The sequence below is a fragment of the Alkalihalobacillus deserti genome, from assembly GCF_020734105.1.
In the GTDB taxonomy this organism is placed as follows: Bacteria; Bacillota; Bacilli; order Bacillales; family Bacillaceae_D; genus Halalkalibacter; species Halalkalibacter deserti.
The window spans coordinates 1-22,385 of the sequence record NZ_JAJAFR010000008.1; the positions used below are offsets into that span (position 1 = coordinate 1).

22 protein-coding genes and 1 riboswitch are annotated in these 22,385 nt (G+C 37.1%); of the genes, 9 read left to right on the forward strand and 13 right to left on the reverse strand.

What is annotated here, in order from left to right; all coding sequences use genetic code 11:
- Window positions 1-149: IS3 family transposase (locus LDX58_RS15370; protein ID WP_227937813.1), on the forward strand; the 149-nt coding region annotated here is incomplete at its 5' end.
- Window positions 150-301: 152 nt separating this feature from the next.
- Here LDX58_RS15370 and queF read toward each other — a convergent pair.
- The 4 genes from queF to queC are packed head-to-tail and all read right to left on the reverse strand — an operon-like array spanning window position 302 to window position 2,611.
- Window positions 302-799, reverse strand: coding sequence for a preQ(1) synthase (gene queF, locus LDX58_RS15375; protein ID WP_227937709.1), 498 nt, complete (start codon window positions 797-799; stop codon window positions 302-304).
- Between the two features lie 17 nt (window positions 800-816).
- Window positions 817-1,524 carry a 7-carboxy-7-deazaguanine synthase QueE gene (gene queE, locus LDX58_RS15380; protein ID WP_227937710.1) on the reverse strand — a complete coding sequence of 236 codons (708 nt, stop codon included), beginning with the start codon at window positions 1,522-1,524 and terminating at the stop codon, window positions 817-819.
- Complete coding sequence (queD, locus tag LDX58_RS15385; RefSeq protein ID WP_227937711.1) at window positions 1,521-1,946, reverse strand: 6-carboxytetrahydropterin synthase QueD; 426 nt, start codon at window positions 1,944-1,946, stop codon at window positions 1,521-1,523. Before queD ends, queE begins: the two co-directional genes overlap by 4 nt.
- Window positions 1,943-2,611 carry a 7-cyano-7-deazaguanine synthase QueC gene (queC, locus tag LDX58_RS15390; RefSeq protein WP_227937712.1) on the reverse strand — a complete coding sequence of 223 codons (669 nt, stop codon included), beginning with the start codon at window positions 2,609-2,611 and terminating at the stop codon, window positions 1,943-1,945. Before queC ends, queD begins: the two co-directional genes overlap by 4 nt.
- A 197-nt stretch (window positions 2,612-2,808) precedes the next feature.
- Window positions 2,809-2,852: riboswitch (PreQ1 riboswitch) on the reverse strand.
- Between the two features lie 117 nt (window positions 2,853-2,969).
- On the opposite strand from queC, the gene LDX58_RS15395 reads away from it, so the two are divergent.
- Together LDX58_RS15395 and LDX58_RS15400 are read left to right on the forward strand one after the other, a co-directional pair.
- Window positions 2,970-4,202 carry an aminopeptidase gene (locus LDX58_RS15395; RefSeq protein WP_227937713.1) on the forward strand — a complete coding sequence of 411 codons (1,233 nt, stop codon included), beginning with the start codon at window positions 2,970-2,972 and terminating at the stop codon, window positions 4,200-4,202.
- A gap of 858 nt (window positions 4,203-5,060) precedes the next feature.
- Window positions 5,061-5,396, forward strand: coding sequence for a hypothetical protein (locus LDX58_RS15400; protein ID WP_227937714.1), 336 nt, complete (start codon window positions 5,061-5,063; stop codon window positions 5,394-5,396).
- 233 nt (window positions 5,397-5,629) lie between these two features.
- Here LDX58_RS15400 and ectB read toward each other — a convergent pair whose 3' ends face one another.
- Together ectB and ectA are read right to left on the reverse strand one after the other, a co-directional pair.
- Complete coding sequence (gene ectB, locus LDX58_RS15405) at window positions 5,630-6,907, reverse strand: diaminobutyrate--2-oxoglutarate transaminase (protein WP_227937715.1); 1,278 nt, start codon at window positions 6,905-6,907, stop codon at window positions 5,630-5,632.
- Between the two features lie 31 nt (window positions 6,908-6,938).
- Window positions 6,939-7,475, reverse strand: a complete 537-nt coding sequence (gene ectA, locus LDX58_RS15410; RefSeq protein WP_227937716.1) for a diaminobutyrate acetyltransferase — start codon at window positions 7,473-7,475, stop codon at window positions 6,939-6,941.
- Between the two features lie 167 nt (window positions 7,476-7,642).
- Here ectA and LDX58_RS15415 point away from each other — a divergent pair, with 167 nt between their 5' ends.
- Window positions 7,643-8,881 (forward strand): aspartate kinase, encoded by a 1,239-nt coding sequence (locus LDX58_RS15415; protein WP_227937717.1) that lies wholly within the window; start codon window positions 7,643-7,645, stop codon window positions 8,879-8,881.
- Window positions 8,882-9,655: 774 nt separating this feature from the next.
- Window positions 9,656-10,489 (forward strand): MBL fold metallo-hydrolase, encoded by an 834-nt coding sequence (locus LDX58_RS15420; RefSeq protein ID WP_227937718.1) that lies wholly within the window; start codon window positions 9,656-9,658, stop codon window positions 10,487-10,489.
- A gap of 32 nt (window positions 10,490-10,521) precedes the next feature.
- On the opposite strand, the gene LDX58_RS15425 is transcribed toward LDX58_RS15420, so the two are convergent.
- On the reverse strand, window positions 10,522-11,166 hold the full coding sequence (locus LDX58_RS15425) for an NUDIX hydrolase (RefSeq protein ID WP_227937719.1): 645 nt from the start codon (window positions 11,164-11,166) through the stop codon (window positions 10,522-10,524).
- 299 nt (window positions 11,167-11,465) lie between these two features.
- On the opposite strand from LDX58_RS15425, the gene LDX58_RS15430 reads away from it, so the two are divergent.
- Window positions 11,466-11,708 (forward strand): DNA alkylation repair protein, encoded by a 243-nt coding sequence (locus LDX58_RS15430; RefSeq protein ID WP_227937720.1) that lies wholly within the window; start codon window positions 11,466-11,468, stop codon window positions 11,706-11,708.
- A 24-nt stretch (window positions 11,709-11,732) separates the two neighbouring features.
- Here the strand turns inward: LDX58_RS15430 and LDX58_RS15435 are convergent, their stop codons facing one another.
- From LDX58_RS15435 to LDX58_RS15455, 5 genes are all read right to left on the reverse strand, one after another.
- Complete coding sequence (locus LDX58_RS15435; protein WP_227937721.1) at window positions 11,733-12,896, reverse strand: alpha/beta hydrolase; 1,164 nt, start codon at window positions 12,894-12,896, stop codon at window positions 11,733-11,735.
- 140 nt (window positions 12,897-13,036) lie between these two features.
- Complete coding sequence (gene msrA, locus LDX58_RS15440; RefSeq protein ID WP_227937722.1) at window positions 13,037-13,570, reverse strand: peptide-methionine (S)-S-oxide reductase MsrA; 534 nt, start codon at window positions 13,568-13,570, stop codon at window positions 13,037-13,039.
- A 370-nt stretch (window positions 13,571-13,940) separates the two neighbouring features.
- Window positions 13,941-14,609 carry a GNAT family N-acetyltransferase gene (locus tag LDX58_RS15445; protein WP_227937723.1) on the reverse strand — a complete coding sequence of 223 codons (669 nt, stop codon included), beginning with the start codon at window positions 14,607-14,609 and terminating at the stop codon, window positions 13,941-13,943.
- 201 nt (window positions 14,610-14,810) lie between these two features.
- On the reverse strand, window positions 14,811-17,564 hold the full coding sequence (gene ppc, locus LDX58_RS15450) for a phosphoenolpyruvate carboxylase (protein WP_227937724.1): 2,754 nt from the start codon (window positions 17,562-17,564) through the stop codon (window positions 14,811-14,813).
- Window positions 17,565-18,001: 437 nt separating this feature from the next.
- Window positions 18,002-18,214 (reverse strand): hypothetical protein, encoded by a 213-nt coding sequence (locus LDX58_RS15455; RefSeq protein WP_227937725.1) that lies wholly within the window; start codon window positions 18,212-18,214, stop codon window positions 18,002-18,004.
- Window positions 18,215-18,550: 336 nt separating this feature from the next.
- Here LDX58_RS15455 and LDX58_RS15460 point away from each other — a divergent pair, with 336 nt between their 5' ends.
- Window positions 18,551-19,270: a lipase family protein gene (locus LDX58_RS15460; RefSeq protein ID WP_227937726.1), complete on the forward strand. Its 720-nt coding sequence runs from the start codon at window positions 18,551-18,553 to the stop codon at window positions 19,268-19,270.
- 274 nt (window positions 19,271-19,544) lie between these two features.
- On the forward strand, window positions 19,545-20,933 hold the full coding sequence (fumC, locus tag LDX58_RS15465; RefSeq protein WP_227937727.1) for a class II fumarate hydratase: 1,389 nt from the start codon (window positions 19,545-19,547) through the stop codon (window positions 20,931-20,933).
- A gap of 690 nt (window positions 20,934-21,623) precedes the next feature.
- Here the strand turns inward: fumC and ppnP are convergent.
- Entirely contained in the window at window positions 21,624-21,938 is a 315-nt protein-coding gene (gene ppnP / locus LDX58_RS15470; protein ID WP_227937728.1) for a pyrimidine/purine nucleoside phosphorylase, read from the reverse strand.
- A 219-nt stretch (window positions 21,939-22,157) separates the two neighbouring features.
- Here ppnP and LDX58_RS15475 point away from each other — a divergent pair, with 219 nt between their 5' ends.
- Window positions 22,158-22,295 carry a hypothetical protein gene (locus LDX58_RS15475; protein WP_227937729.1) on the forward strand — a complete coding sequence of 46 codons (138 nt, stop codon included), beginning with the start codon at window positions 22,158-22,160 and terminating at the stop codon, window positions 22,293-22,295.
- The last annotated feature ends 90 nt before the right edge of the window (window positions 22,296-22,385 follow it).

Consider the following 22,385-nt stretch of genomic DNA (forward strand, 5'->3'; position numbering starts at 1 on the left):
ATTATGGGGAAGAATTAGTAAACTATGAAGAATTAAAAAGACGGATTGAAGAATATATCTACTGGTACAACCATGAACGATCAAAAGAAAAATTGGCTGGTTTAAGTCCAGTCGAATACCGAACTCAACCCAGCCAATCAGCTGCATAATAAAAACTCTAACTTTTAGGGATAACCACCTTAGTTGCACTCTTATCACGGTTATTTAATTGGTCACTTCTTTTATAGTTTGTCTAACCTTTGGTCACCTAACTTGGTCACCTTTTGTTCTAAATCGGTCACTTTTTAATGTAATTTCCCCACTATCTATTATCAATCGTCTCCGGATACAAGTCATGATTCATCAATCGGTACTCTGCCATCTTTTCATACTTTGTTCCGGGCTTCCCGTAGTTCGTGTAAGGATCAATACTAATTCCTCCACGTGGTGTAAACTTGCCCCATACTTCAATATAGCGTGGGTCCATTAATTCAATTAAATCATTCATAATGATATTCATGCAGTCTTCGTGAAAATCTCCATGATTTCGGAAACTAAATAAATATAATTTCAACGATTTACTTTCAACCATTTTCACATCAGGTATGTAACTGATGTAGATCGTAGCAAAATCCGGTTGGTTCGTTTTTGGACATAACGAAGTAAATTCCGGACAGTTAAATTTAACGAAATAATCTCTATTTTGATGCTTATTTTCAAATGCTTCTAGTACAGAAGGGTTATAAGAGAAATCATATTGTGTTCCTTGATTTCCTAGTAAGCTCACTCCTTCTAACTCACTCTCTTTTCTACCACTCATGTTGATACCTCCTAAAATTAAACACCGCGTTTATTTCCCCAAATAAGGGTGTGCAATTGCGGCAGAACCTTTGAATCATTCATAATAACAGACTCCGTTGCTTTTCCAATCAGCCATTCATAACGCTTTAATAAAACGGAAATTAAAGACGCATTATTGGTTGAAGATACATCTTCATTTCCAATCTGTAAATAAAACGGGACAGCTGGATAACGTTGATGGATTGATTCGGCATAAGCAAAATCGTCATCATTAAACACAACCACTTTCAAACTAACATTTCGATCCTCAAGTTTCTCTATATAATGATCGAGTTCATTAAAATTTGTTTCCATCATTGAACTCGGTGGCTTGGGAGAAATCGTAACGTCATCGATCTTCTTCATCCAATCTTGCCAAATTGACCCTTGAGTCTCAATGGCTGTCTTCCAACCTCTTTGATGACACAAATCAATTAACTCTCCAATCCCTTTATGAAGAGCTGGATTGCCACCAGAGATCGTAACATGAGAAAAACACTCTCCGCCAATTCTTTCTAGCTCGCTTACAATGTCCGTAGCTTGCATTAGATGGCTTTTGGTTGAGCCGTCCCATGTAAAACGAGAGTCACACCATGAACACGAATAATCACAACCACCCGTTCGTACAAACATCGTTTTTTGACCAATCACCATTCCTTCGCCTTGAATAGTCGGCCCAAATATCTCCATAACCGGTATTTTCATGCTAACTCCTCCGGTTTCGGACGATAAACGACATAACTAGTTGGTGTTTCCCGAACAACAACTTGTAAACACTTTGGTTTATGGGCTAAAGTGTCCAGCTCTTTTTGAATAGCTTTCCAAATTTGTTCTGCTACACGTTCCGTAGTTGGATTAACGTCTTTATACTCAGGGTGATCATTTAAGACACTATGATCATAGCGCTTATGAACAATCTCCTTGATGCGTTTAAAGTTGATGAGAAAACCGAGGTCATCAAGTTGATCGCCACCAATGGTAATATTAATAAAATACGTATGACCATGCATATGCTGGCATTGTCCTGCAGTACTGTCCGGAATAAAATGAGCTGCTGCTAGGTGCATATCTTTATTTAACTCATAGCGATAACTATGGGGGATTTGCGGATAAAATTGCTGCATCATAGACTAGCACCTCCTTGCTTTGATTCAAGATAGGTGTTCAAGCCTTGTTTTCGTAGTACACAAGATGGACATTCACCACAGCCATCTCCACGAATTCCGTGATAACATGTTAGAGTCTTTTCTTTCACAAAATCAAGAGCATTTAATTGATCAGCAAATTTCCATGTTTCGGCTTTATTAAGCCACATAAGAGGTGTATGGATGACAAATTGCTCATCCATCGCTAAATTTAACGTCACATTTAATGATTTGACAAAATTATCACGACAATCAGGATAACCACTAAAATCCGTTTCACAAACACCTGTAATAATGTGGCGCGCACCAATCGCTTGTGCATATACAGCTGCAAACGATAAAAACAAATGGTTACGTCCAGGAACAAACGTCGAAGGCAATTCTCCATTTTCTCCTGCTTTCACCTCAATATCATGACGAGTTAAAGCGTTAGCCGATAGTTGATTAATTAGTTTCATATCAAGAATATGAAATGAAACTCCTAGTTCATCTGCAATTTTACGAGCACATTCAATTTCATCATAATGGCGTTGACCATAATCAAAAGTGACGGTTGCCACTTCTTTAAATTGTTCAAGCGCCCATAGAAGACATGTCGTACTGTCTTGACCACCACTAAATACGACTACCGCCTTTTCATTTTTCATGTCTCATTTCTCCTTTTGTCAAAGCCTTTGACGTGATAAGCTTTTTTCTGAAGAAAGAGCATTCGATCACTCCTAATGGGTATATCCGTTAGTCCCTATTCATATAACTAATAGAATGGGGTGTAAGCCTTAATCGACCTAACAAAAACTGAATATTGTCTATAAACGACAAGAAAACTGTACTAGAATGTACAGTTGCCACCTTAGTTTTTTATAGAGGGAGTTTGCGAACCTCTTTTCTTTTATCCATATAGTATAATAGCATAAGCAGGCTTAAACCGCTATCCTTTTCACTTGCTTATAATATTGATAAAATGAAAATGTCACCTACATACGTATAGAAATGAGGAATGGTAATATGTCAACCTTTCAAGAAAAGTTAGAAAAGTATGCTGAACTTGCCGTTAAAGTCGGAGTAAACATTCAAAAAGGCCAAACACTTGTTGTTCGTACACCTCTTTTTGCAGCTGAACTTGTTCGTGTAGTAGCAAAAAAGGCCTATGAAGCAGGAGCAAAGAATGTTCATGTGGAATGGAGTGATGAAGAGCTGACTAAAACAAAGTTTGATTTAGCTCCAGATGAAGCCTTTCACGAATTTCCTGAGTGGGTAGCAAAAGGGTACGAAGAAATGGCGGAGAATGGCGCAGCCTTCTTAAGCATTACGGGATCAAACCCAGATTTATTAAAAGATGCTGATCCTGAACGTGTCTCTAACGCGAATAAAGCTAGTGGAAAAGCGATGGAAGGTTTCCGTTCTTATATCATGTCAGATAAGATTAGCTGGTCCATTGTTGCGGTTCCTTCTCAAGGTTGGGCAAAAAAAGTATTCCCAGATGTATCTGAAGAAGCCGCTGTTGAGAAACTTTGGGATGCCATCTTCGCTGCAACTAGAAGTAATCAAGAAGAACCCGTGACTGCTTGGCAATCTCACTTAGAAAACCTAGATAAAAAAATGAAAGCGCTAAATGAAAAGCATTATCACGCCCTACATTATACTGCTGAAGGAACAGATTTAGTTATTGAACTTCCAAAAACACATTTATGGATAAGTGGTGGCAGCGTGAATAAAGATGGGGTTTCCTTCGTTGCAAACATGCCAACGGAAGAGGTGTTTACTTCTGCTAAGAAAACAGGTGTAAACGGAACTGTATCTAGTACGAAACCACTAAATTATGGTGGAACACTTATTAATAATTTCTCGCTAACTTTTAAAGATGGTAAGGTTATTGATTATAAAGCAGAAGAGGGATATGAGACGTTAAAAAGGTTATTAAATACAGATGAAGGTTCAAGTTTTATTGGAGAAGTAGCTCTTGTACCACACAAGTCCCCTATTTCTGATACCAATATCCTTTTCTACAACACTTTATTTGATGAAAACGCCTCAAACCACCTTGCCTTAGGCTCTGCCTACGCATTCTGCATCGAAGGCGGAAAAGAGATGAACAAAGAAGAGCTTGAGAAAAACGGCTTAAACACAAGCCTGACGCACGTTGACTTCATGGTGGGCTCAGCGGATATGAACATCGATGGTGTTTATGAAGATGGCAAACGTGAACCGGTCTTCCGTGATGGGAATTGGGCATTTTAATCATAACATTGGTATAGCAGTTGTTTCACTGTTCGATCACACACCGGTCAGATTGAGCGAAAATAGCTTGTCTAATTAATTGCTACGTCTTACTACATAGAAGGTAGGACGTGGCTATATCATCTATCTAATGTCATCTGAATGGACATATGGCCTAGTCGCTTGGAAATCACTTTTACGTTTACATGCAGATGAAAATGAATCATTTAGTTTGTCTTAGAAAAACGGATTATGTTTACAGGTATAAGTTATATTAGAACCCTTGCCAACTTGTAAGGTTTTTTAAATGCACCACGTATAATAATGACATTTTTTGTCTATCATAAAATTACATGGTTCAATATACTGAACAACATCTCGCGAATAGATTATGTCTGACCATGTAAAGGAAGCCGCCACATGATGGAGTGGAGGCTCTTTTGTGTTTACAAGCCTAAAATAAATTTCTAAAGTTCTTAAGCATATCGTTCATATTCAGGACGATCCTTATACAACTGGAGATCTTTACTTATTCATGATAACCTTCCCTCTTTAAAATTAAGTTAATCGCTATCATTTTGTACCTCTTACTAAAACCCATAAAAACCTATTAAATATGCCCCGGTGATAATCATTTATATATACTTTCACGTTATAACAAATGTCTACATTCTAATTCTATTTCATCCAAGTTTAGTCGACCACCATTGCCCTGTCCTTTGAAACTACACATTAGAACTTCGCACAACTTTAAGGTGTTATCAGTGGATTTCCGGTAGTGGACATGCTAGTAAGGTGAATCCCAGCTAAGTTACCTAATATAAACGAGATTAATTTATAAAAAACTGCAAACAATGTTAAGTGAGGAGGGATTTTTCATTGAAAATAATTGTTCAAAATGAAAAAGAAATCGATTTAGTGAACAGGTTTTTAAAAGATATTCTTGATCAACACACTCAAAAGTCTTCGCCATCTTTAAATGAGGATGAATATCGATTACTCATACATTCACTTGAAGGAGCTACAATTTCCCTTGATCCAGCAGAAGAAGAAATGACTTTCAGTAAAGATGATATAATGTCGAGAATAATGAATTGCCGTAGCGGTAGCAGAAATGACACCATTACCTATGCTGATTACTCCGACCAGCAAAATCAGCCAATGAATGAAATATGGGAAAATAATGCTTGTTGGAATGAGGATGTTCTTGAATAAACCACAATAAAAGGCCTTAATAAAAGGCCTTTTATTGTGTGCTTGCTAATTCTGTTCATCATCTATATGAAGTGGATAAATTCCCCTCTATATCTGTGACCTAAATATTTCACAACAACCAATCGTATATCCTATTTCGCTCAATCTAACCCTTTTCATGATTAGATTGAGCAAATACATCGTTCTAACTCATCGGTTCATTATCTTACTCTTTACGACCTAGATTCTTTTTATTATTTCACTATCTCCTGAATGCTCTCTTCTAAAATGGCTAACCCTTGATCTAATGCCTCATCATCTATTATTAACGGTGGCATCACCTTAAGGACTTCGTCATTTATTCCTGCTGTTTCAGCAATTAACCCTTTCTCAAACGAGGTACAACAAATACTGCTTGCTAACCCTTCAACATTACAAACTAAGCCTTGCATTAGCCCTCGTCCTCGAACTTCTCCTTTTAGCTTAGGATATTTCTCGACAAGTTTTTTTAAAAATTGCTGAACTTTTTCTCCTTTTCTTTCCACCTCATTTTTCAACGTGTCATCTTCCCAGTAACGTAAAGCTTCTGTCGCGGTAACAAAAGCTAAATTGTTCCCACGAAATGTTCCATTGTGTTCACCAGGATCAAAGATATCATGCTGAGGTTTAAATAACGTTAATGCAAAAGGAAGTCCATAACCACCAATTGATTTTGAAAGGCATATAATATCTGGTTCAATCCCTGCAGGTTCAAAACTAAAGAATGAACCAGTACGACCTATTCCAGCTTGAATATCATCAATGATTAACAGAATATCCCAACGACGACAAAGCTCTTCAATCCGCTTTATCCAATCAAAACTTGCTATGTTGATACCACCTTCTCCCTGGACGGTTTCTAAAATAATCGCAGCTGGTTTTGATACCCCGCTCCCATTGTCCTCTAAAAAGCGCTCTATATAAGTAACAGAGTCTGTCTTTTCATCAATAAATTGATCATACGGCATCACAACTGCATTATGAAGTGCTACACCAGCTCCATGGCGTTTGAATTGGTTCCCGGTAATTGACAAAGCTCCTAATGTCATACCATGAAAGGCATTTGTAAAACTCATTATCGTTTCACGTCCCGTAACTTTCCTTGCTAATTTCAAGGCACTTTCAACTGAGTTTGTACCTGTAGGACCAGGAAACATCACTTTATATTCCATATTTCGTTTCTTGAGAATGGTTTCTTGCAATTTTTTGATAAATTCTTCCTTCGCTTCAGTTGCCATATCAAGACCGTGAGTAACTCCATCACTCTCAATGTACTCCAACAATTTTTCTTTCATTTTTGGATCATTATGCCCATAATTTAACGCCCCTGCACCAGCGAAAAAATCAATATATTCCTTTCCCTCTTTATCCCAAAGCTTATATCCTTTGGCTTTCGTAAAAATAGCAGGAAAGCTGCGGCAATAGCTTCGCACCTCGGATTCATGTTCGTTAAAAACCTTTAAATGTGGGTTTTCTTGAATTGTTGTTGTCAAAAATAACCTCTCCTTCTTCAACCATTTTCCATTAACGGATAGGTCCAATTTGGTATGTCTGCTCCGTCTCGTGACTTTCATTTGGAAATACATCAGGAGATATTTGAACCGACTCTTTCATTTGCGTTCCTAATGTGTTGGCTAACTTATGAAACAGTGCTTTTGAAGCTTTATTTGAAGGGGAAATCGTCGTTTCAATGTACTTTATATTCGTGCATTCCTCCCTACTTATGAGTTCTTGTAAAAGAGAAGACGCAAGACCTTTTCCTCTTTGTGATTGGTCTACTGCAACTTGCCAAACAAAGATAACTTCTGGATTTTCAGGGTGACGAAATGCTGAAACAAACCCAACAATTTGGTCATCTTCTTCGGCCACAACACAAGTATTTCTGAAATACTTGCTTATAATCAGATAATAATAAGCAGAATTTAAATCAAGTACGTCTGTATTCCGAATGAGTCTCCAAATGTTTGCCCCATCTTCTAACCGAGGCTTACGTAATGTAACAGTTTTCGTAAGTGACAGGTCTACCCCTCCCTTCATTCGATGAAAAATACAATTCATCATCAACATTATTCTTCGTAAAAGCTTATTAATTATAAGTAAACTTCTCACCAGTTCTTGCAATTAATTCTAAAATGGAAATTAAACTCACTTACATATTTAAAATAAAGATACCGTTAGCGGCTTATACTAGTTGATAGTAAAATTCGTACAAAAGGTGGGCAAGTCCTATGGGAATTATCTTACAAAAGTATGGTGGAACTTCAGTTAAAAACGTCGAACGTATTAAACATGTTGCCAATCGCGTTAAACATACAGTCGAAGAGGGATCACAAGTCGTAGTTGTCGTTTCAGCTATGGGCGATACAACTGATGAGCTAGTATCTTTAATGCATGAAATAACCCAAAAACCTTCCCAACGCGAAATGGATATGATGTTGACTACAGGAGAGCAAGTGTCGATGTCATTATTATCTGCAGCTTTGCAAGAATTGCATGTGCCTTCCATCTCTCTTACGGGATGGCAGGCCGGCATTGAAACAGAGGAAGCCTTTGGGAATGCAAAAATTTTAAATATTAATCCAGACCGAATACTTCAGTCCCTTACTGAGGGGAAAGTTGTTATTATCGCAGGATTTCAAGGAGTAACGGAAGCAGAGGAAATCGCAACATTAGGAAGGGGGGGCTCAGATACATCTGCTGTCGCCATTGCCGCTGCTGTCAACGCTGACCATTGTGAGATCAACACAGATGTCGAGGGAGTTTATAGTACTGACCCGCGAATTGTATCAAAAGCCCGTAAACTCGCAACTATCTCTCATGATGAAATGTTAGAAATGGCAACATTAGGTGCATCTGTCTTGCACCCAAGAGCGGTTGAACTCGCTAAAGTTCATGGCGTGAAAATTTTGGTACGCTCCAGTTTTTCAGATGCGGAAGGAACTTATATCAAGGAGGGAAATGACATGGAACAAGAAAAAGTTGTGAGCGGGGTAGCTTATGATAGAAATGTTAGCAAAGTAGAAGTACTAAAAATGCCTAATAAAATTGGAATAATCTCCAAATTATTTAATTATCTAGCAGTAGAAAAGATTAATGTTGATATGATCGTTTTAAGCGAACATGGCACAGACACCTTCAATGTAGCATTTAGCGTAAGCTTAGAAGATGCCGACCGTACGATAAAAACGTTAAAACAGCATGAAGATGAGTTACAGTTCAAGGATGCTTTCTCTGAAAAAGGAGTTGCAAAAGTATCCATTATTGGTTCTGGAATGAGTATACATCCAGGAGTAGCCGCAAAAATGTTTACCGTTTTAAGTAATGATGAGATTCGGATCAAAATGATCACAACTTCTGAGATTAAAGTATCTTGCATTGTACCTGAAAATAACGGAGTAACTGCTGTCCAAAAACTGCACAGTGCATTTGGTTTAGATACTGATGAAAAGGCAATCGTTCAAGCCTAAACTCATCGACCAAATAATAAACACACTAAAGTGAATGATCATAATAGAAATATCCATTTCTCCAAACCGAGATGAAAAATCGATTTAGAGGAGGCGACTAGCCTCCTTTCTGTCACACCACCGTACGTAGATATGCACCAATACTTCTTACGGCAATTTACCCATTGATAGGCCTTTCTCGTTTCGAACTCCAGGGGAGATAAGACTTTTTTTCGGCAGTAAGAACTTTAACTTGTTAGGCAGTTTCATCCAAGGCTTACTTAGTCCTCATATCAAGTTCGTGTTCCTAGAAGCAGAGGTTTGCCGCCGACCTTCAGATTTTGGTTCACTTTCAGACATGACCCTTGTCTTGAGCTAATTGTTATTACTACCTTACACAGCGGTCACATCGATTTAATCTATTAGCTACGTCCTTGCCGCATACTGTGGCAAGAGACGCAGCTATATTTATCTAAGAAGTCCTAAAGCTTAGAATCAACTTTGTCGTTCACCTTCTGATCGTTCGTGTCATCACTCGAAAACAAATAATGATAATTAAAACTTCTGAGGCAGCTCCTTAAACTATTTTTTCAAAGAGTTAAAGGGTTTACATACAGGATGTTTGCATTTACACGACTAAAATTACAATTGTTACTCCTAAACACTCCAAATGAGGCTATAACCTAAGTTGTCATAAGACTTTACAGTAAGTTTAATTTATTTCTTTTTAAAGGATTTTGGTGTTTGAAGATGAATATGTTAACGAAGGATTTATTTCACGAAAGGATGAGGTCGTTGCAAAAAGATCGTACAATAAAAATAATACGTGTTCCTATTCAAACTCCAACATTGTGGCCACATACAGAAACGAACTGCTATTTAATAGGTAACGACAAAGAAAGCTTATTGGTCGATGCTGGGTATGATCATCAGACAACAAAAAAAGAATTAGAGAGAGCGATTTTGGAAAACAGTCTTGCAAAACCAAAATCTATTATTTTGACACATTCCCACCCAGACCATGCACTAGGCGTTCGCCAATTAATAGACTGGTCCCCGATTGTTTATTGCCATAATGATGAAAAACAAGCAATAATGGCTGCTATTTCACCAGTAAATGAGTTATCGATACTTAACGACGATGACATCATTAGAATAGCTGGTTTAGACATAACAGTCATTCATACCCCTGGACATACTGCAGGTCACTTGAGCCTCTATATCGCTTCCGAAGAAATCCTCATTGCCGGGGATAATATCGTAACTGATGGAACAACATGGATTGGCCCACCGGACGGGGATATGACTGACTACGTTCATACTTTGAATCGTTTAAAGCAATTAAAAATAACTAAAATTGGGCCTGGTCATGGCGAATGGGTGCTAAACCCTCATGAACAGATCGAATTCGTCCTAGAACGTAGATTATATCGAGAAAGCCAAATCAAGTCCTTGCTCAAAGAACATAAGCAACTAACTTCTAATCGTTTGACTAACTTGATCTATAAAAATACAATTCACCCAAGTATTTATGAGGTTGCGAAAAGAACAACAGAGGCTCATCTTATAAAATTGATGAAAGAAGACCATGTTTCCCTAAAGGATTCCGTTTATTCTTTAAGATCTTAACTCTTAGCTTATTCTTCTCCTTATTCTTGTCATTAGACAACAGGCATCATTAAAGGACCTCCATTTTGATGATTGATGATTGTACGAAGGGCAAGAATAGTGGGGCTTGCTACGGGAAATCCCCCATTTTCATACGCTGTTATCGCTTCCCTTGGAGTAATCCATAAAGCTTCATCAATTTCATAATGATCTGGCTTAGGAGTTTGATCTTCCGGCATATTGGCTAAGAAAAATCGAGTATCAAAACGAATCGGGCTCATTTTAGGTGTGATTAGATTACCAAAATACTTTAAATTTTCAAAATTAAGATGGAGTTTCTCTTGCTTTAACATTTGTAAAAATGAAATCTTTCCTTCAACAAGAAGAGAACGGTATTCTCTTTCTGTTTCTTTATTAAATTGCACAGTTGATCCATCGTCTTTACAAACAAGTAAAATCCCAACTTCTTCGAATAACTCTCTTGCTGCGGCTACGTAATATGCTTGACTAAACTCCTCACTTGTTTTCCCATTTATATACTCAATTTCTACTTCGCTGTCTTCCTTTTCTACTGATCCACCAGGAAAAACAAAGACTCCGCCTAAAAACTTCATTGTTCTTGGTCGTTTAGTTAAGTAGACTCTTGACATATGATCCATCAATGCTACTGTTGATGCCGGTTTTGGAATTATTGTCACATTGGCCCCACCTTTTTATATTTATTAGTGCTCAAATACAATTTCCGTAGAAGGAATTTAACTTCAATTAAAAGTTTTCTTCTTATAAATATTCAACTCCCCTTACTTATTCACCTTCCTAAAACTTACAGTAACTCTTGTGTTTTAACAAAACCAATCACTGAGCCTTTCTTCTTAAAAGTGTAGTTTCTTCTTTTCATAATTTCGTTATTTAATTATGATTGTTTAGACTCTTCCCTTTATTTACCATCATTTTCTACTTTTTTAGGGAAATACTATGAAAAAAGGAGGCGAATGAATTGGCAGATCCATACTTATGTCCAAATTGTAAAACCAATCGATCTCGTTTTAATTTAATTGAACAAGTTGTCACTCCTGTTAAGATTGACTCTCAAAGCGGTGATATCGTTGAACAATATATAAATAATAATGCTGGACCATTACATATACCTTATCGTGGGCCAGAACTACGTGTTCAATGTGCAACCTGTGGACTGATTGAAGAGGAAAGAATGTTTATAAAAAGAGCCCAACAAAAATAGGAGCACTTCAGGCTCCTATTTTTATTATTCAAATATGGAAATAGCTTGTTTGCCAAGTAAAAAACTGCCAATTGCATATGCTTCTGCTTGGTCTTTTATTTTCATAGCCCTTGTTGTTTTTCCATTATATACTTGTAAATTATATGGTTGATAAGCAGGTCGTTCCTCAAAAGATGTATGAAGAAACTTAGCAGTGTTAGCAAGACCATGATTCCCTCTATACATAACTTCATAAAACGAGATAAAACCATGCATAACGCCATTATAACGTATCGTTTCAACAGGCACACCATGTTCAGCTAAACGTTTGGCATAGGCTTCCCCTTCATCACGTAAAGGATCAAATTCAGCTGTTATAATGATGGCAGGTGGCAAATCATATAATTGATCAGCTTCAAGTGGTGATGTGTATTGATGAACCCATAAAGATTCATCTGGCGTATAGGTATCACGTGCTCGTAGCATGACATTTCGGGATAATAAATAATACCCGCTATCATACTTTAACCTCGAATCAAACTCAATATCTTGAAACGTCGTTAAAGGGTACAACAATGCCTGAGCTTGAATATCTGGGCCGTTACGATCTCTAGCCATTAACGTAACAACCGTCGCAATATTTCCACCTGCACTGTCTCCAGCTACAGCTATTTTAGAGTTGTCACCATCCCATTCAGCTGCGTTGTTGTATGCCCAATTTAAAGCATCGTAACTATCTTCTATTGCCGCTGGAAATGGATGAGCTGGAGCAACTCGATACCCTACCGCAATAACGATACTGTTTGTTCTTGCTGCTAAGGATCGAACGATATTATCATGTGTATGAATGTTTCCATACCCCTCCATAAATGCTCCGCCATGATAATAAAGAATAATTGGGTGCGGACCTTCTGCAGTAGGTTTATATATTTTAGACTGAATTCTAGTTCCATCTGAAACTGGAATTTCTATTATTTCACTCGTAAATCGTGAAACTCCGCTTGTTGAAAAGAATTTCGGTGCTTTCATATTCGGAGTAACGAGATTATGATGAATAGCATGGAGAAGAACCGCTGTTTTTGGAGGTACTTGTCCTGCTTCAGTATGAGCCCAGTAATGTACGGAAAGGATAACTGTAAGTGAGCTCATTATTAAACCAAGTGACACAACCAATAACCAAATGCCTAGTTTCTCACGTATTCTCTTCACTGCGCCACCTCCAATATAATTTTATTATATCAGAAAAAGGTTTGACGCGTAAGAGATTTCCTCAATATTTTCTGTATTTTTACACAATTCATCTAATTATGGTATTCACTTTGTTGCTTGTCCGAGCTAGCTATCCTCTTCTACTCACGCCAATTAGTTTGAATAAATTCATCTCGACCTGAGATTTCACGATCTGTTTTGTATTCTTTTGGTTTTTTCTTATAGAAATCTTGATGATACTCTTCTGCACGAAAAAATGAACCAGCTTTAAGAATCTCTGTTACGACCGGTGTCTCAAAACGTCCGCTCACTTCAAGTTGTTGCTTCGATTCCTCTGCTGCGTTTTTTTGTTGGTTATTGTGATAGAAAATAGCTGTACGGTACTGTGGTCCACGGTCATGAAACTGTCCGTCTGGATCCGTTGGGTCAATTTGAGGCCAATAGAGAGAGAGCAGCTTCTCATATGGAAACGTTGAAGGTTCAAACGTAATTTGAACGACCTCATAATGACCACTTTCTCCGCTTTTTACTTGTTCATATGTAGGTCTATCAATATGTCCACCCATGAATCCAGATTGAATATCAATAATCCCCGGCTGTTCGTCAAAAGGCTGAACCATACACCAAAAACATCCGCCTGCAAATGTTGCCTTCTCATAATGTAGTTCTGACATCAATAATCGCCTCTTTCACTATAATATCTAATAGTATAGCACAATAGAAAGTTTTCTAGACTTTTTTGCTTTACACATTAATAACAGTGGTATTAGGCGCGCAAATCGAGAAAAATCATTGTGCTACCTCAAAGGTCGCTTTTAATTCTTATTAATGTCCATTACTTTAAATAAGTACATTCTGTTGAGATTTTATTTTACCTAGTTTAGATAGGACGAAGTACATGTATGAATTTAGTGTGACCCTAGTTATCACTATAACCATTGCTAGTTCAATCATCGACATGATCTGTTTGAACGTCTTGCATCAACTTGGGCAATTGAGAGGTTAAATTTCAATATATTCAATTAACCTATTTCTCGTTTCATTTTAGTTCTTGAACGGATTTTTCCACTCCATTAATGCAGCGTAGTTAAGAGACTCCTTGTCTTCCAAGTAATCTACCGCAAGTCCTAAAGGGGTCCGACCACAACGAAGAAGAAATGTGGTTACCGGATCTTTTAGCTTTCCTTTAACGACCGCTTCTAAATATTCTTTGGCAGACATCCTATTAGCTACTTTGTGGTACCCGGGCAAACGCCCACCGCCAAGCAAACGGTCTAGTCCTTTATGAACGACTACTTCATACATCGATTGCATTAACCATTTACCTAAATCAAGCTTTCTATACGTTGGATGGACACAAATATCGACGACGTATAACGTATTACCGATTGGATCATGGTTTCTGATATACCCATTATCTGTGACCTCTTTCCAAGTATGCGCCGCCTGGTTAGGATCAAAGTTTACTAATAACCCTGTCATTGAACCAACTACTTTTCCTTCTACTTCTACACAAAGCGCTCCCTCAGGAAAGAAACTCACATGATTTATTAATTGTTCTTTACTCCACCAAAGATCAGATGAAAAGGGTGGTGGAAAGCTTGCTTTTTGAATCTCTATTAATTGATCAAAATCCTTTTCGTGATAATTACGAATTACAACCTCTACATTTTGATCTTGATTATAAAGAAATAATTGTTTTTTATACGTCATTATTTACCTTTATCCTTTCATACTAATGTTTACTTCCCATTGTATTAACAGTTGCGACTGGTTACAAGTCATAGTTACCGCCCATTAGCAATATTTCCAATTTTTCTTACAAAACATTTTTAACTGTAAAAAAACACCTCCCTTTTTGTCTATAAAAAGGGAGGTGTTAAATTATTTTTCATTTATCTCGGCTTTTTAAAATCAGCCCGTATTCACTAAACCAGCAGCAATACCACTGATAGTCAGAAGTACTTCTGTCATTACTTCTTCAGATTCTTCGTCAGACTGACGCATTTTCTGAATTAAATCTACTTGCAAGAAGTTAAGCGGATCGACATAAGGATTTCTTCTTTGAATGGACTCTTGAATATTTGGAGTATGATCCAAAAGTTTCTGATTACCTGATATTTGTAATAAAATCTCTTGAGTACGTTTGTATTCATCCGAGATATCATTAAAAATTCTGTCTGCAATTGTTTTATCTTCGACTAAGTTAATATATTCTTTAGCTGTCGCTAAATCAGCTGTCATTAGCGCCATTTGTAAATTGTTAATTGTCGATTGGAAAAACGGCCATTTTTGATACATATCCTTTAATAATTGAAGATTTTTGGCTTTTGCAGATGCAAAGGATTGTAAGCCTGTACCCGCAGCATACCAAGCAGGAATCATTTGTCTTGATTGAGTCCAAGCAAAAACCCATGGAATTGCGCGAAGATCTTCGAAGCGCTCACTACCTTTACGACTCATTGGTCTTGAGCCAATATTTAATGCTCCGAGCTCTCTTAATGGGGTTGCTTGTTTAAAATATGTTAAGAACTCTTTATCACCAAAAACGAGTGATTGGTATTTTTTCAAAGCGTGTGTTGAAACGTCTTCCATCGCTTCTTCCCATTCTTTATCACGAACACAGCCTTGTTCTGACTTTTTCGCCACCTTCGCAGAAGCTTCAAGCAAAGCCGACGCAGCCTGCTCTAAGTTACGATATGCAATATCTTCAAGTAAGTAACGAGATGATAACACTTCTCCTTGCTCGGTAATTTTCACACCATCTCCTAGCGTTTCTGCTGGCTGAGATAAAATGCTACGATTTAACGGACCGCCCCCCCGACCAAGAGACCCACCTCGACCATGGAAAAACTTCAAGGCAATATTAAATTCTTTCGCCATATTATGAATTTCTTGTTGTGCTTTAAAAAGTTTCCAGTTGGCTGTTAACGTTCCGCCATCTTTACTTCCATCAGAATAACCAAGCATAATCTCTTGGTGGTTGCCACGCTCATGAATATGATTGCGATACACATCCAATTCAAAGAGTGTCTTCATAATCTTAGGACCAGCTACTAGGTCATCCACGGTTTCAAGTAAAGGAGCAACATTAATTCCACTCTCTACTTTCCCATCTGCATGCAAACGATAAATTCCCGCTTCTTTCGCCAGTACAAGGACTTCAAGTAAATCACTTGAAGATTGCGTCATACTAACAAGATAAACTTCAATGGAACGACTGCCGAATTCAGCATGTGCTTTTTTTATCATTTGGAACACTTTTAAGACCTCTTGCGTTTCCTTAGAATAATCATCTTCAAGCAACAAAAGCGGTCTTGGTTCACTTAGAACATCCTTTAGAAGATTAATTTTCTCTTCCTCTGACAATTCAGCATAGTTATCAGTTACATTTACAGCTTTTAAAATTTCAGTTATCGCTGCTTCATGCTCACCGCTATGATTTCGGATATCAAGTGTAGCTAAATGAAAACCAAATAACTGCACCTGACGAATGATCTTACGGATCGTTTTAAGTTTTTTATTAGAGGGTTGGTGGTTTTCTACACTTTCTCTCACGATCACTAAATCATTTACAAGTTCTTCAGAATTTTGATAACCAAGATCCGACTTCCCTACTTCGCGGATACGTTTTAACATAATCGCAAATTTACGACGATATATTTCGGTTTTCACCGGCCATAATTCGCTTTCCTTCATATATATTTTTTCATCTTGTTCGACTGATTTAACCAACTCTTCATCTAATGAAACACGAGATGTAGACTGACTAAACCGTTTCATTAAATCAACAATTGCTTCATCATACTTCTTTAAAGCTAGTTTTCGTTGAAGCTTCAATGTTTCCCAAGTGATTTCAGGTGTAACATTAGGGTTCCCATCACGGTCTCCACCAATCCATGAACCAAAATGCAAGAAATTGGGTACTTTCCAGTTATTCTCGGGAAAATAGTCTTCCAATTGATCTTCTAATTCTTGATGAATATCAGGTAAAACATCAAACAATGTTTCATTAAAGTAGTAAAGACCATTTTTCACTTCATCTAATACAGTAGGCTTTCGATGACGCAGTTCATCTGTTTGCCATAAGGCTGTTACATCATTAAATAAACTATCTTCTAAATTTTTTCTTTCCTTCTTCGTTAACAGCGGATTATCTAAGTCTTGAAGGATGGTAGAAATCCGTTTTTGTATTTCAAGCACAGTCCGTTTCGCTGCTTCAGTTGGATGCGCTGTGATAATTAATTCAATTGATAAATCATTCAACACCTGTTGGATCACTTCATCAGAGAATTCACCTTCTTTTATCGAAGCAACCGCACTTTCAATTGAAACAGGTTGGACCACTCCACCTTCTTGCAATTGATATTCTCGTCTGCGTCGAATCCGATGATTTTGCTCAGCGATATTCACTAAATGAAAGTAAATTGAAAATGCGCGAATGACTTGCTGACGTGTTGGTGGCTTAAGTGAAGCAATTTCTTCTTTAAGAGTATTGTAGGATTCTTCACTATAGCTTTTACGTAAGTTTATCGTTAGCTCTCTGATCGTCTCCACTTTTTTAAGAAGTGAGATCCCACCATGATGAACTAAAATCTCTCCCAGAATGTTCCCTAGTTTTTTCACATCGTTACGTAGAAGTAAATTTCTATCTACTACATCGATCATTTAACCAGCCTCCTATTTCCAAAACGATTTCTCTCTTTACTTTACGGACAAACAATAACAAGCTATGGACTCTTTAAGACCCTCTTGGACAAAAAACGTCCCTATACTATAGAACTATGTACTGTCAGTAAGTACTTATTATATTAACATAAAAAACAGGAAGCCTCAATATATTCTGATTATTTGGATCTTGAAGCATTTTTATTACTGAAGAATAACCTTAATCTGAAAAAATTCTCTATCTAGAAAACAAGATTAGAAATAGCTAAATTCGAGCGCTTCTCATGCAGTATTGCTATTATCGTCTGCTCTTAACCCCAGTTCGGAAAGTCGTTACTATAAGTATGGATGTTTTGCTATTTTTTATCCCTCTCAACACTTCCATTCGATCGGCTTTTCCTAAAATAACTAAATCTCTTCCTCAGTCAGTTTCTTCATCACAATCCATACATCAAAATGAATGTTTTCTTAAAGCTATGAAGTTCCTGCAATTCAGAGCCAACTTTTCCATCATCTGAATCCATTCTATTTTTTTCAAACCCTGTGATATTTACAGTCTCTGTTTTTTTCCACTTTATTATAGAAAACATCAAAATCATTTTTTCAAGAACATCATTATCAAGAAATAAGAATATTCGATTGGTCTTCAACGTCCGGAACACTTCTTTTACGAACAAGGAGGTTGTGGGAAAATGATGTGCAGCAATACGGCGAGTGTTAACTCAAATGATTCATCTTCAAAAGGCACTTGTTCGGCGTCCTCCTTGAACAAACTCTACATTTCGAATGGCCGTTTGAGTCGATAAATCGTTTTGCAACCGTTAAGATTTCATCAGTTATATCCAAGACGATCACTTTTTCTGCGTTTAAAGCAAATGCATTCGCAACATGCCATCAGTTCTTTCGCTATATTTTGACACATCTTGAATTCTAGACTAACCTCCCGACATATACATAGGTAAACGATTCAACAGGAGGAATTCATTATGAACCAACAAGATAAAAAACAGCTCCCTTTATTTCTAGCAAATTGCTGTTTACAAACTTATAACCAATATGCTAATAATGGTGTCTTCACGAAACCAAAAGGATATAAAGAAATGACGAGCTTTAAAGCGGTTGCTTTTGGGGTAGAAAAATGGTTCGGTTTTGTCATAGAATCCAAGCAGAACATCATTATTGCTTTTCGTGGAACCGACTCAGACCCAGATTGGATCGTAGACGCAGAAGTTTCTCAATCTCCATTTCCATATACATCAGAAAAAAGTCTTGTGCACTCCGGTATTTTATCAACTTATCAATCGTGCAGAAAAGCGATCATGAAAAGCCTTGAATCAACTTCTCGTAAAAAACCGATCTTTGTCACAGGTCATAGCCTAGGTGCTGCCCTTGCCACACTATGTGCCTATGATCTGTCCACTAATCGGCTTAATCTTTCTCTTTATACGTATGCAAGTCCAAGAGTTGGAGATCCAAAGTTTGCTAAATCCTTTAACACTCGTGTCAAACAAAGTCAACGCTTCGTTAATGTATTTGACATTGTTCCGTTGTTACCATCTGAGTCAATTTATTCACCCTTCACTGATCAAACCTGGCATTACAAGCATGTATTTCATGAAGATTCCTTTGGCATACAAACAGATACATTGGGAGGTAATCATAGTATTTATACGTATATTAGAGGGGTCAAGTCTTTGTGTGAGTAGTTGTTTTACTGTGAAATTTCGAGAGGTCGTGCAATTAAGTTGATTTTCATGCAATTATTCGTCACTCTCGCACAATCCCCTCAAACTGTCGTGCAATTCGTCAGTATTTTCGTGCAATTGCATAAAAGTAGCTCTTTACATTCATAGTCAATACGCTTCTTCGTTTAACAATATGTCTATATGGGAATTGTAATTAACAAACGATGTATACACTTATGATGAATCTGCTATTAATGAATTTAATTCAGAAAATGAAAAGGAATGGAATGATACGATGGATTACAGAATCGAAAAAGATACCCTTGGTGAAATACAGGTTTTAGCTGATAAATTATGGGGAGCCCAAACTCAACGGAGCAGTCAGAATTTTAAAATTGGGAAAGAAACAATGCCCATTGAAGTTATTTATGGCTTTGCTCAATTGAAAAAGAGTGCCGCGATTGTTAATCATAGTCTAGGCAATTTAAGTGATTTAAAGAAAAGAGCAATTGAGCATGCGGCTGATGAAATCTTATCAAACAAATTTGATCATCATTTCCCTTTAAAAGTGTGGCAAACCGGAAGTGGTACACAAACGAACATGAATGTAAATGAAGTCATAGCAAACAGAGCCAATCAACTACTTACGGACCAAGGAACTGAGGAGAAGGTTCATCCAAACGATGATGTCAATCAATCTCAAAGTTCAAATGATACATTTCCAACTGCAATGCATATTGCTGCTGTCATCAAAATTGAGGATGCCCTTTTACCTGCCCTCTCTAAACTTAAACAAACGTTTAAAACGAAGTCAGTGCAATTTAACGATATTATAAAAATTGGCCGTACCCACTTACAAGATGCAACTCCTTTAACACTCGGACAGGAAATTAGTGGTTGGCATCGCATGCTTGAAAAGTCAGAACAGATGATCACGCAAAGCTTAGAATCCTTAAGAGAGCTCGCAATCGGAGGAACAGCAGTAGGAACAGGCATTAATGCACATCCGAAATTTGGAGATCTCGTAGCTGAAAATATAAGCAATGCCACGGGAAAGCAATTTACATCAGCCGAAAACAAATTCCATGCACTTACGAGTCATGATGAAATTGTATACATACATGGCGCATGCAAAGCACTAGCCGCTGACCTAATGAAAATAGCAAACGACGTGAGATGGTTAGCTAGCGGACCTCGTTCAGGTATCGGGGAAATCACCCTTCCAGCCAATGAACCAGGAAGCTCTATCATGCCAGGAAAAGTTAACCCTACTCAAAGTGAGGCTTTAACAATGGTTGCTTGCCAAGTGATGGGAAACGACACAACAATTGCCTTTGCAGCTAGCCAAGGGAACTTCGAGCTTAATGTGTTTAAGCCTGTGATTATCTATAACTTCCTTCAATCTGTACAGCTATTAACCGATTCTATGATTTCATTTAATGATCTTTGCGCTGTCGGCATTGAACCAAACCTAGAAAAGATTAAACAAAACTTGGAACAATCACTCATGCTCGTAACTGCTTTAAACCCTCATATCGGCTATGAGAATGCAGCAACGATTGCCAAATTCGCGCACAAAGAAGGAATTACCTTAAAAGAAGCCGCTAAACAAACAGGCTTCCTCTCAGAAGATGATTTCGATCGACTTGTAAATCCAGAAGATATGGTTAAGCCAAAGGAATAGCTACCTATGTTAGGCTGTAAAATGTGCGGGTATCGTATTCTCTATTTTTAAAAAGTAGTGGAGGAATTACTATCGATCAAAACGTTGATGTTGAAAAACATAACGCAGAAACCAAAAAAGATGAAAGTAAAGTGGCCTCTACTTTCATCAAATACGCTACCTCTTGATCATGTTTTTTGGTCTCTTATGGTTTTTAATTAGCTTTTTCATTCCGCTTTTTCAGTAAATATGCTATTTGAAAAACGATAGAGATTCTATTAGGAGACGGATATACCTCTAATTTACCTTTTAACTGATTTCTAATTTGATAAGAGTTTAGAGAGAATCAGTACTTTATGGCCTTACTAACATGATCGCATTTGACAAATTACAGCTTCCTGATCCCTGGAAATTTTTCACAATACTAGCTGATATCATTGAATTGTTTTATTACTTTGTTTGATCCATAAAATCTATCCTGTTACAGATAATCACAAAAAACAGTAGAGGACTACAAAACTTCTCTACTGTTTTAAGTACATTTTTATGGGGGGAAGAAAAATATACGACTAATTTAAAACTAGATTAGCTAGTCAGTTTATCTTTTTCTTTATGAGGTAAATCCAATTACAGCTTCTTACTGTTAACCAACACAGTATTAACGACAAAATGATGAACGTCATAAAAGGAACAAGCCAGATTTAAAATAAATTACTCAGAAAGATAAGAACAGCAATAATCAGTAACAGTATGTATCTTTAATTGAAATTTTTCATTGGCAGGAACATAGAAAACCCCATTACCCTCAATTAATTCCCAATCTTGTCCGTTTAACTTATATTCCAATTTCCCAGCTAGAATTTCCATTTCTTCTTTTAGAGAAGTCGAAAACTCATAATCACCTGGAAGCATAACTCCTACAGTTTTCTTCTCCCCATTTTCAAATAAAACCGTTCTACTCGTAACTTTCCCCTCAAAATAAACATTGGCTTCTTTTACTAGAGTAACATTCTTAAATTGTGACATCTCCATCTTCCTTTCAAGTTTATTGTCTAAATTTATCACAAATCGCTCTCTGAATAAATAATAATTTAAAGAGCTTGTTCAAAAAGGGTGGTCTTCCCTTTTTGAACAAGCTCTTTAAGTAGTAGAAAGTATTTTCAACCGTACTTAATCGTTTATGAGTAAAAAAATTGTAATTGTATACAACTAATAAGATAAACAAAAGAAAGTGAGCGAAACAATATGAAAAACAAGAATAAGACGATATCAGGAACCAATATCGAAGAAGTGAAACAACTAAATGCTCAATCAGGTCTTTCTTATAATGAAGCCAAAATTCTACTCGCTAAGAAAAAAGGATTATATCCTTATAATCAATAATTCATTTCATAGCTCCCATTCTTATTATCATCAGGAATGTGAGCCTTTGCAATGAAAGGCAATTACAGTTCCTTTATTCTGGCCATTGTT

Excerpts from the sequence above, each read along its gene's own strand:
- queE (WP_227937710.1), bottom strand. The coding sequence starts at position 1,524 with ATGAAAATACCGGTTATGGAGATATTTGGGCCGACTATTCAAGGCGAA.
- LDX58_RS15445 (WP_227937723.1), bottom strand. The coding sequence starts at position 14,609 with ATGACGTATAAAAAACAATTATTTCTTTATAATCAAGATCAAAATGTA.
- LDX58_RS15475 (WP_227937729.1), top strand. The coding sequence starts at position 22,158 with ATGAAAAACAAGAATAAGACGATATCAGGAACCAATATCGAAGAAGTG.
- LDX58_RS15395 (WP_227937713.1), top strand. The coding sequence starts at position 2,970 with ATGTCAACCTTTCAAGAAAAGTTAGAAAAGTATGCTGAACTTGCCGTT.
- fumC (WP_227937727.1), top strand. The coding sequence starts at position 19,545 with ATGGATTACAGAATCGAAAAAGATACCCTTGGTGAAATACAGGTTTTA.
- ppnP (WP_227937728.1), bottom strand. The coding sequence starts at position 21,938 with ATGTCACAATTTAAGAATGTTACTCTAGTAAAAGAAGCCAATGTTTAT.
- queF (WP_227937709.1), bottom strand. The coding sequence starts at position 799 with ATGAGTGGTAGAAAAGAGAGTGAGTTAGAAGGAGTGAGCTTACTAGGA.
- LDX58_RS15460 (WP_227937726.1), top strand. The coding sequence starts at position 18,551 with ATGAACCAACAAGATAAAAAACAGCTCCCTTTATTTCTAGCAAATTGC.
- queC (WP_227937712.1), bottom strand. The coding sequence starts at position 2,611 with ATGAAAAATGAAAAGGCGGTAGTCGTATTTAGTGGTGGTCAAGACAGT.
- msrA (WP_227937722.1), bottom strand. The coding sequence starts at position 13,570 with ATGTCAGAACTACATTATGAGAAGGCAACATTTGCAGGCGGATGTTTT.
- LDX58_RS15415 (WP_227937717.1), top strand. The coding sequence starts at position 7,643 with ATGGGAATTATCTTACAAAAGTATGGTGGAACTTCAGTTAAAAACGTC.
- ectA (WP_227937716.1), bottom strand. The coding sequence starts at position 7,475 with ATGATGAATTGTATTTTTCATCGAATGAAGGGAGGGGTAGACCTGTCA.
- ppc (WP_227937724.1), bottom strand. The coding sequence starts at position 17,564 with ATGATCGATGTAGTAGATAGAAATTTACTTCTACGTAACGATGTGAAA.
- queD (WP_227937711.1), bottom strand. The coding sequence starts at position 1,946 with ATGATGCAGCAATTTTATCCGCAAATCCCCCATAGTTATCGCTATGAG.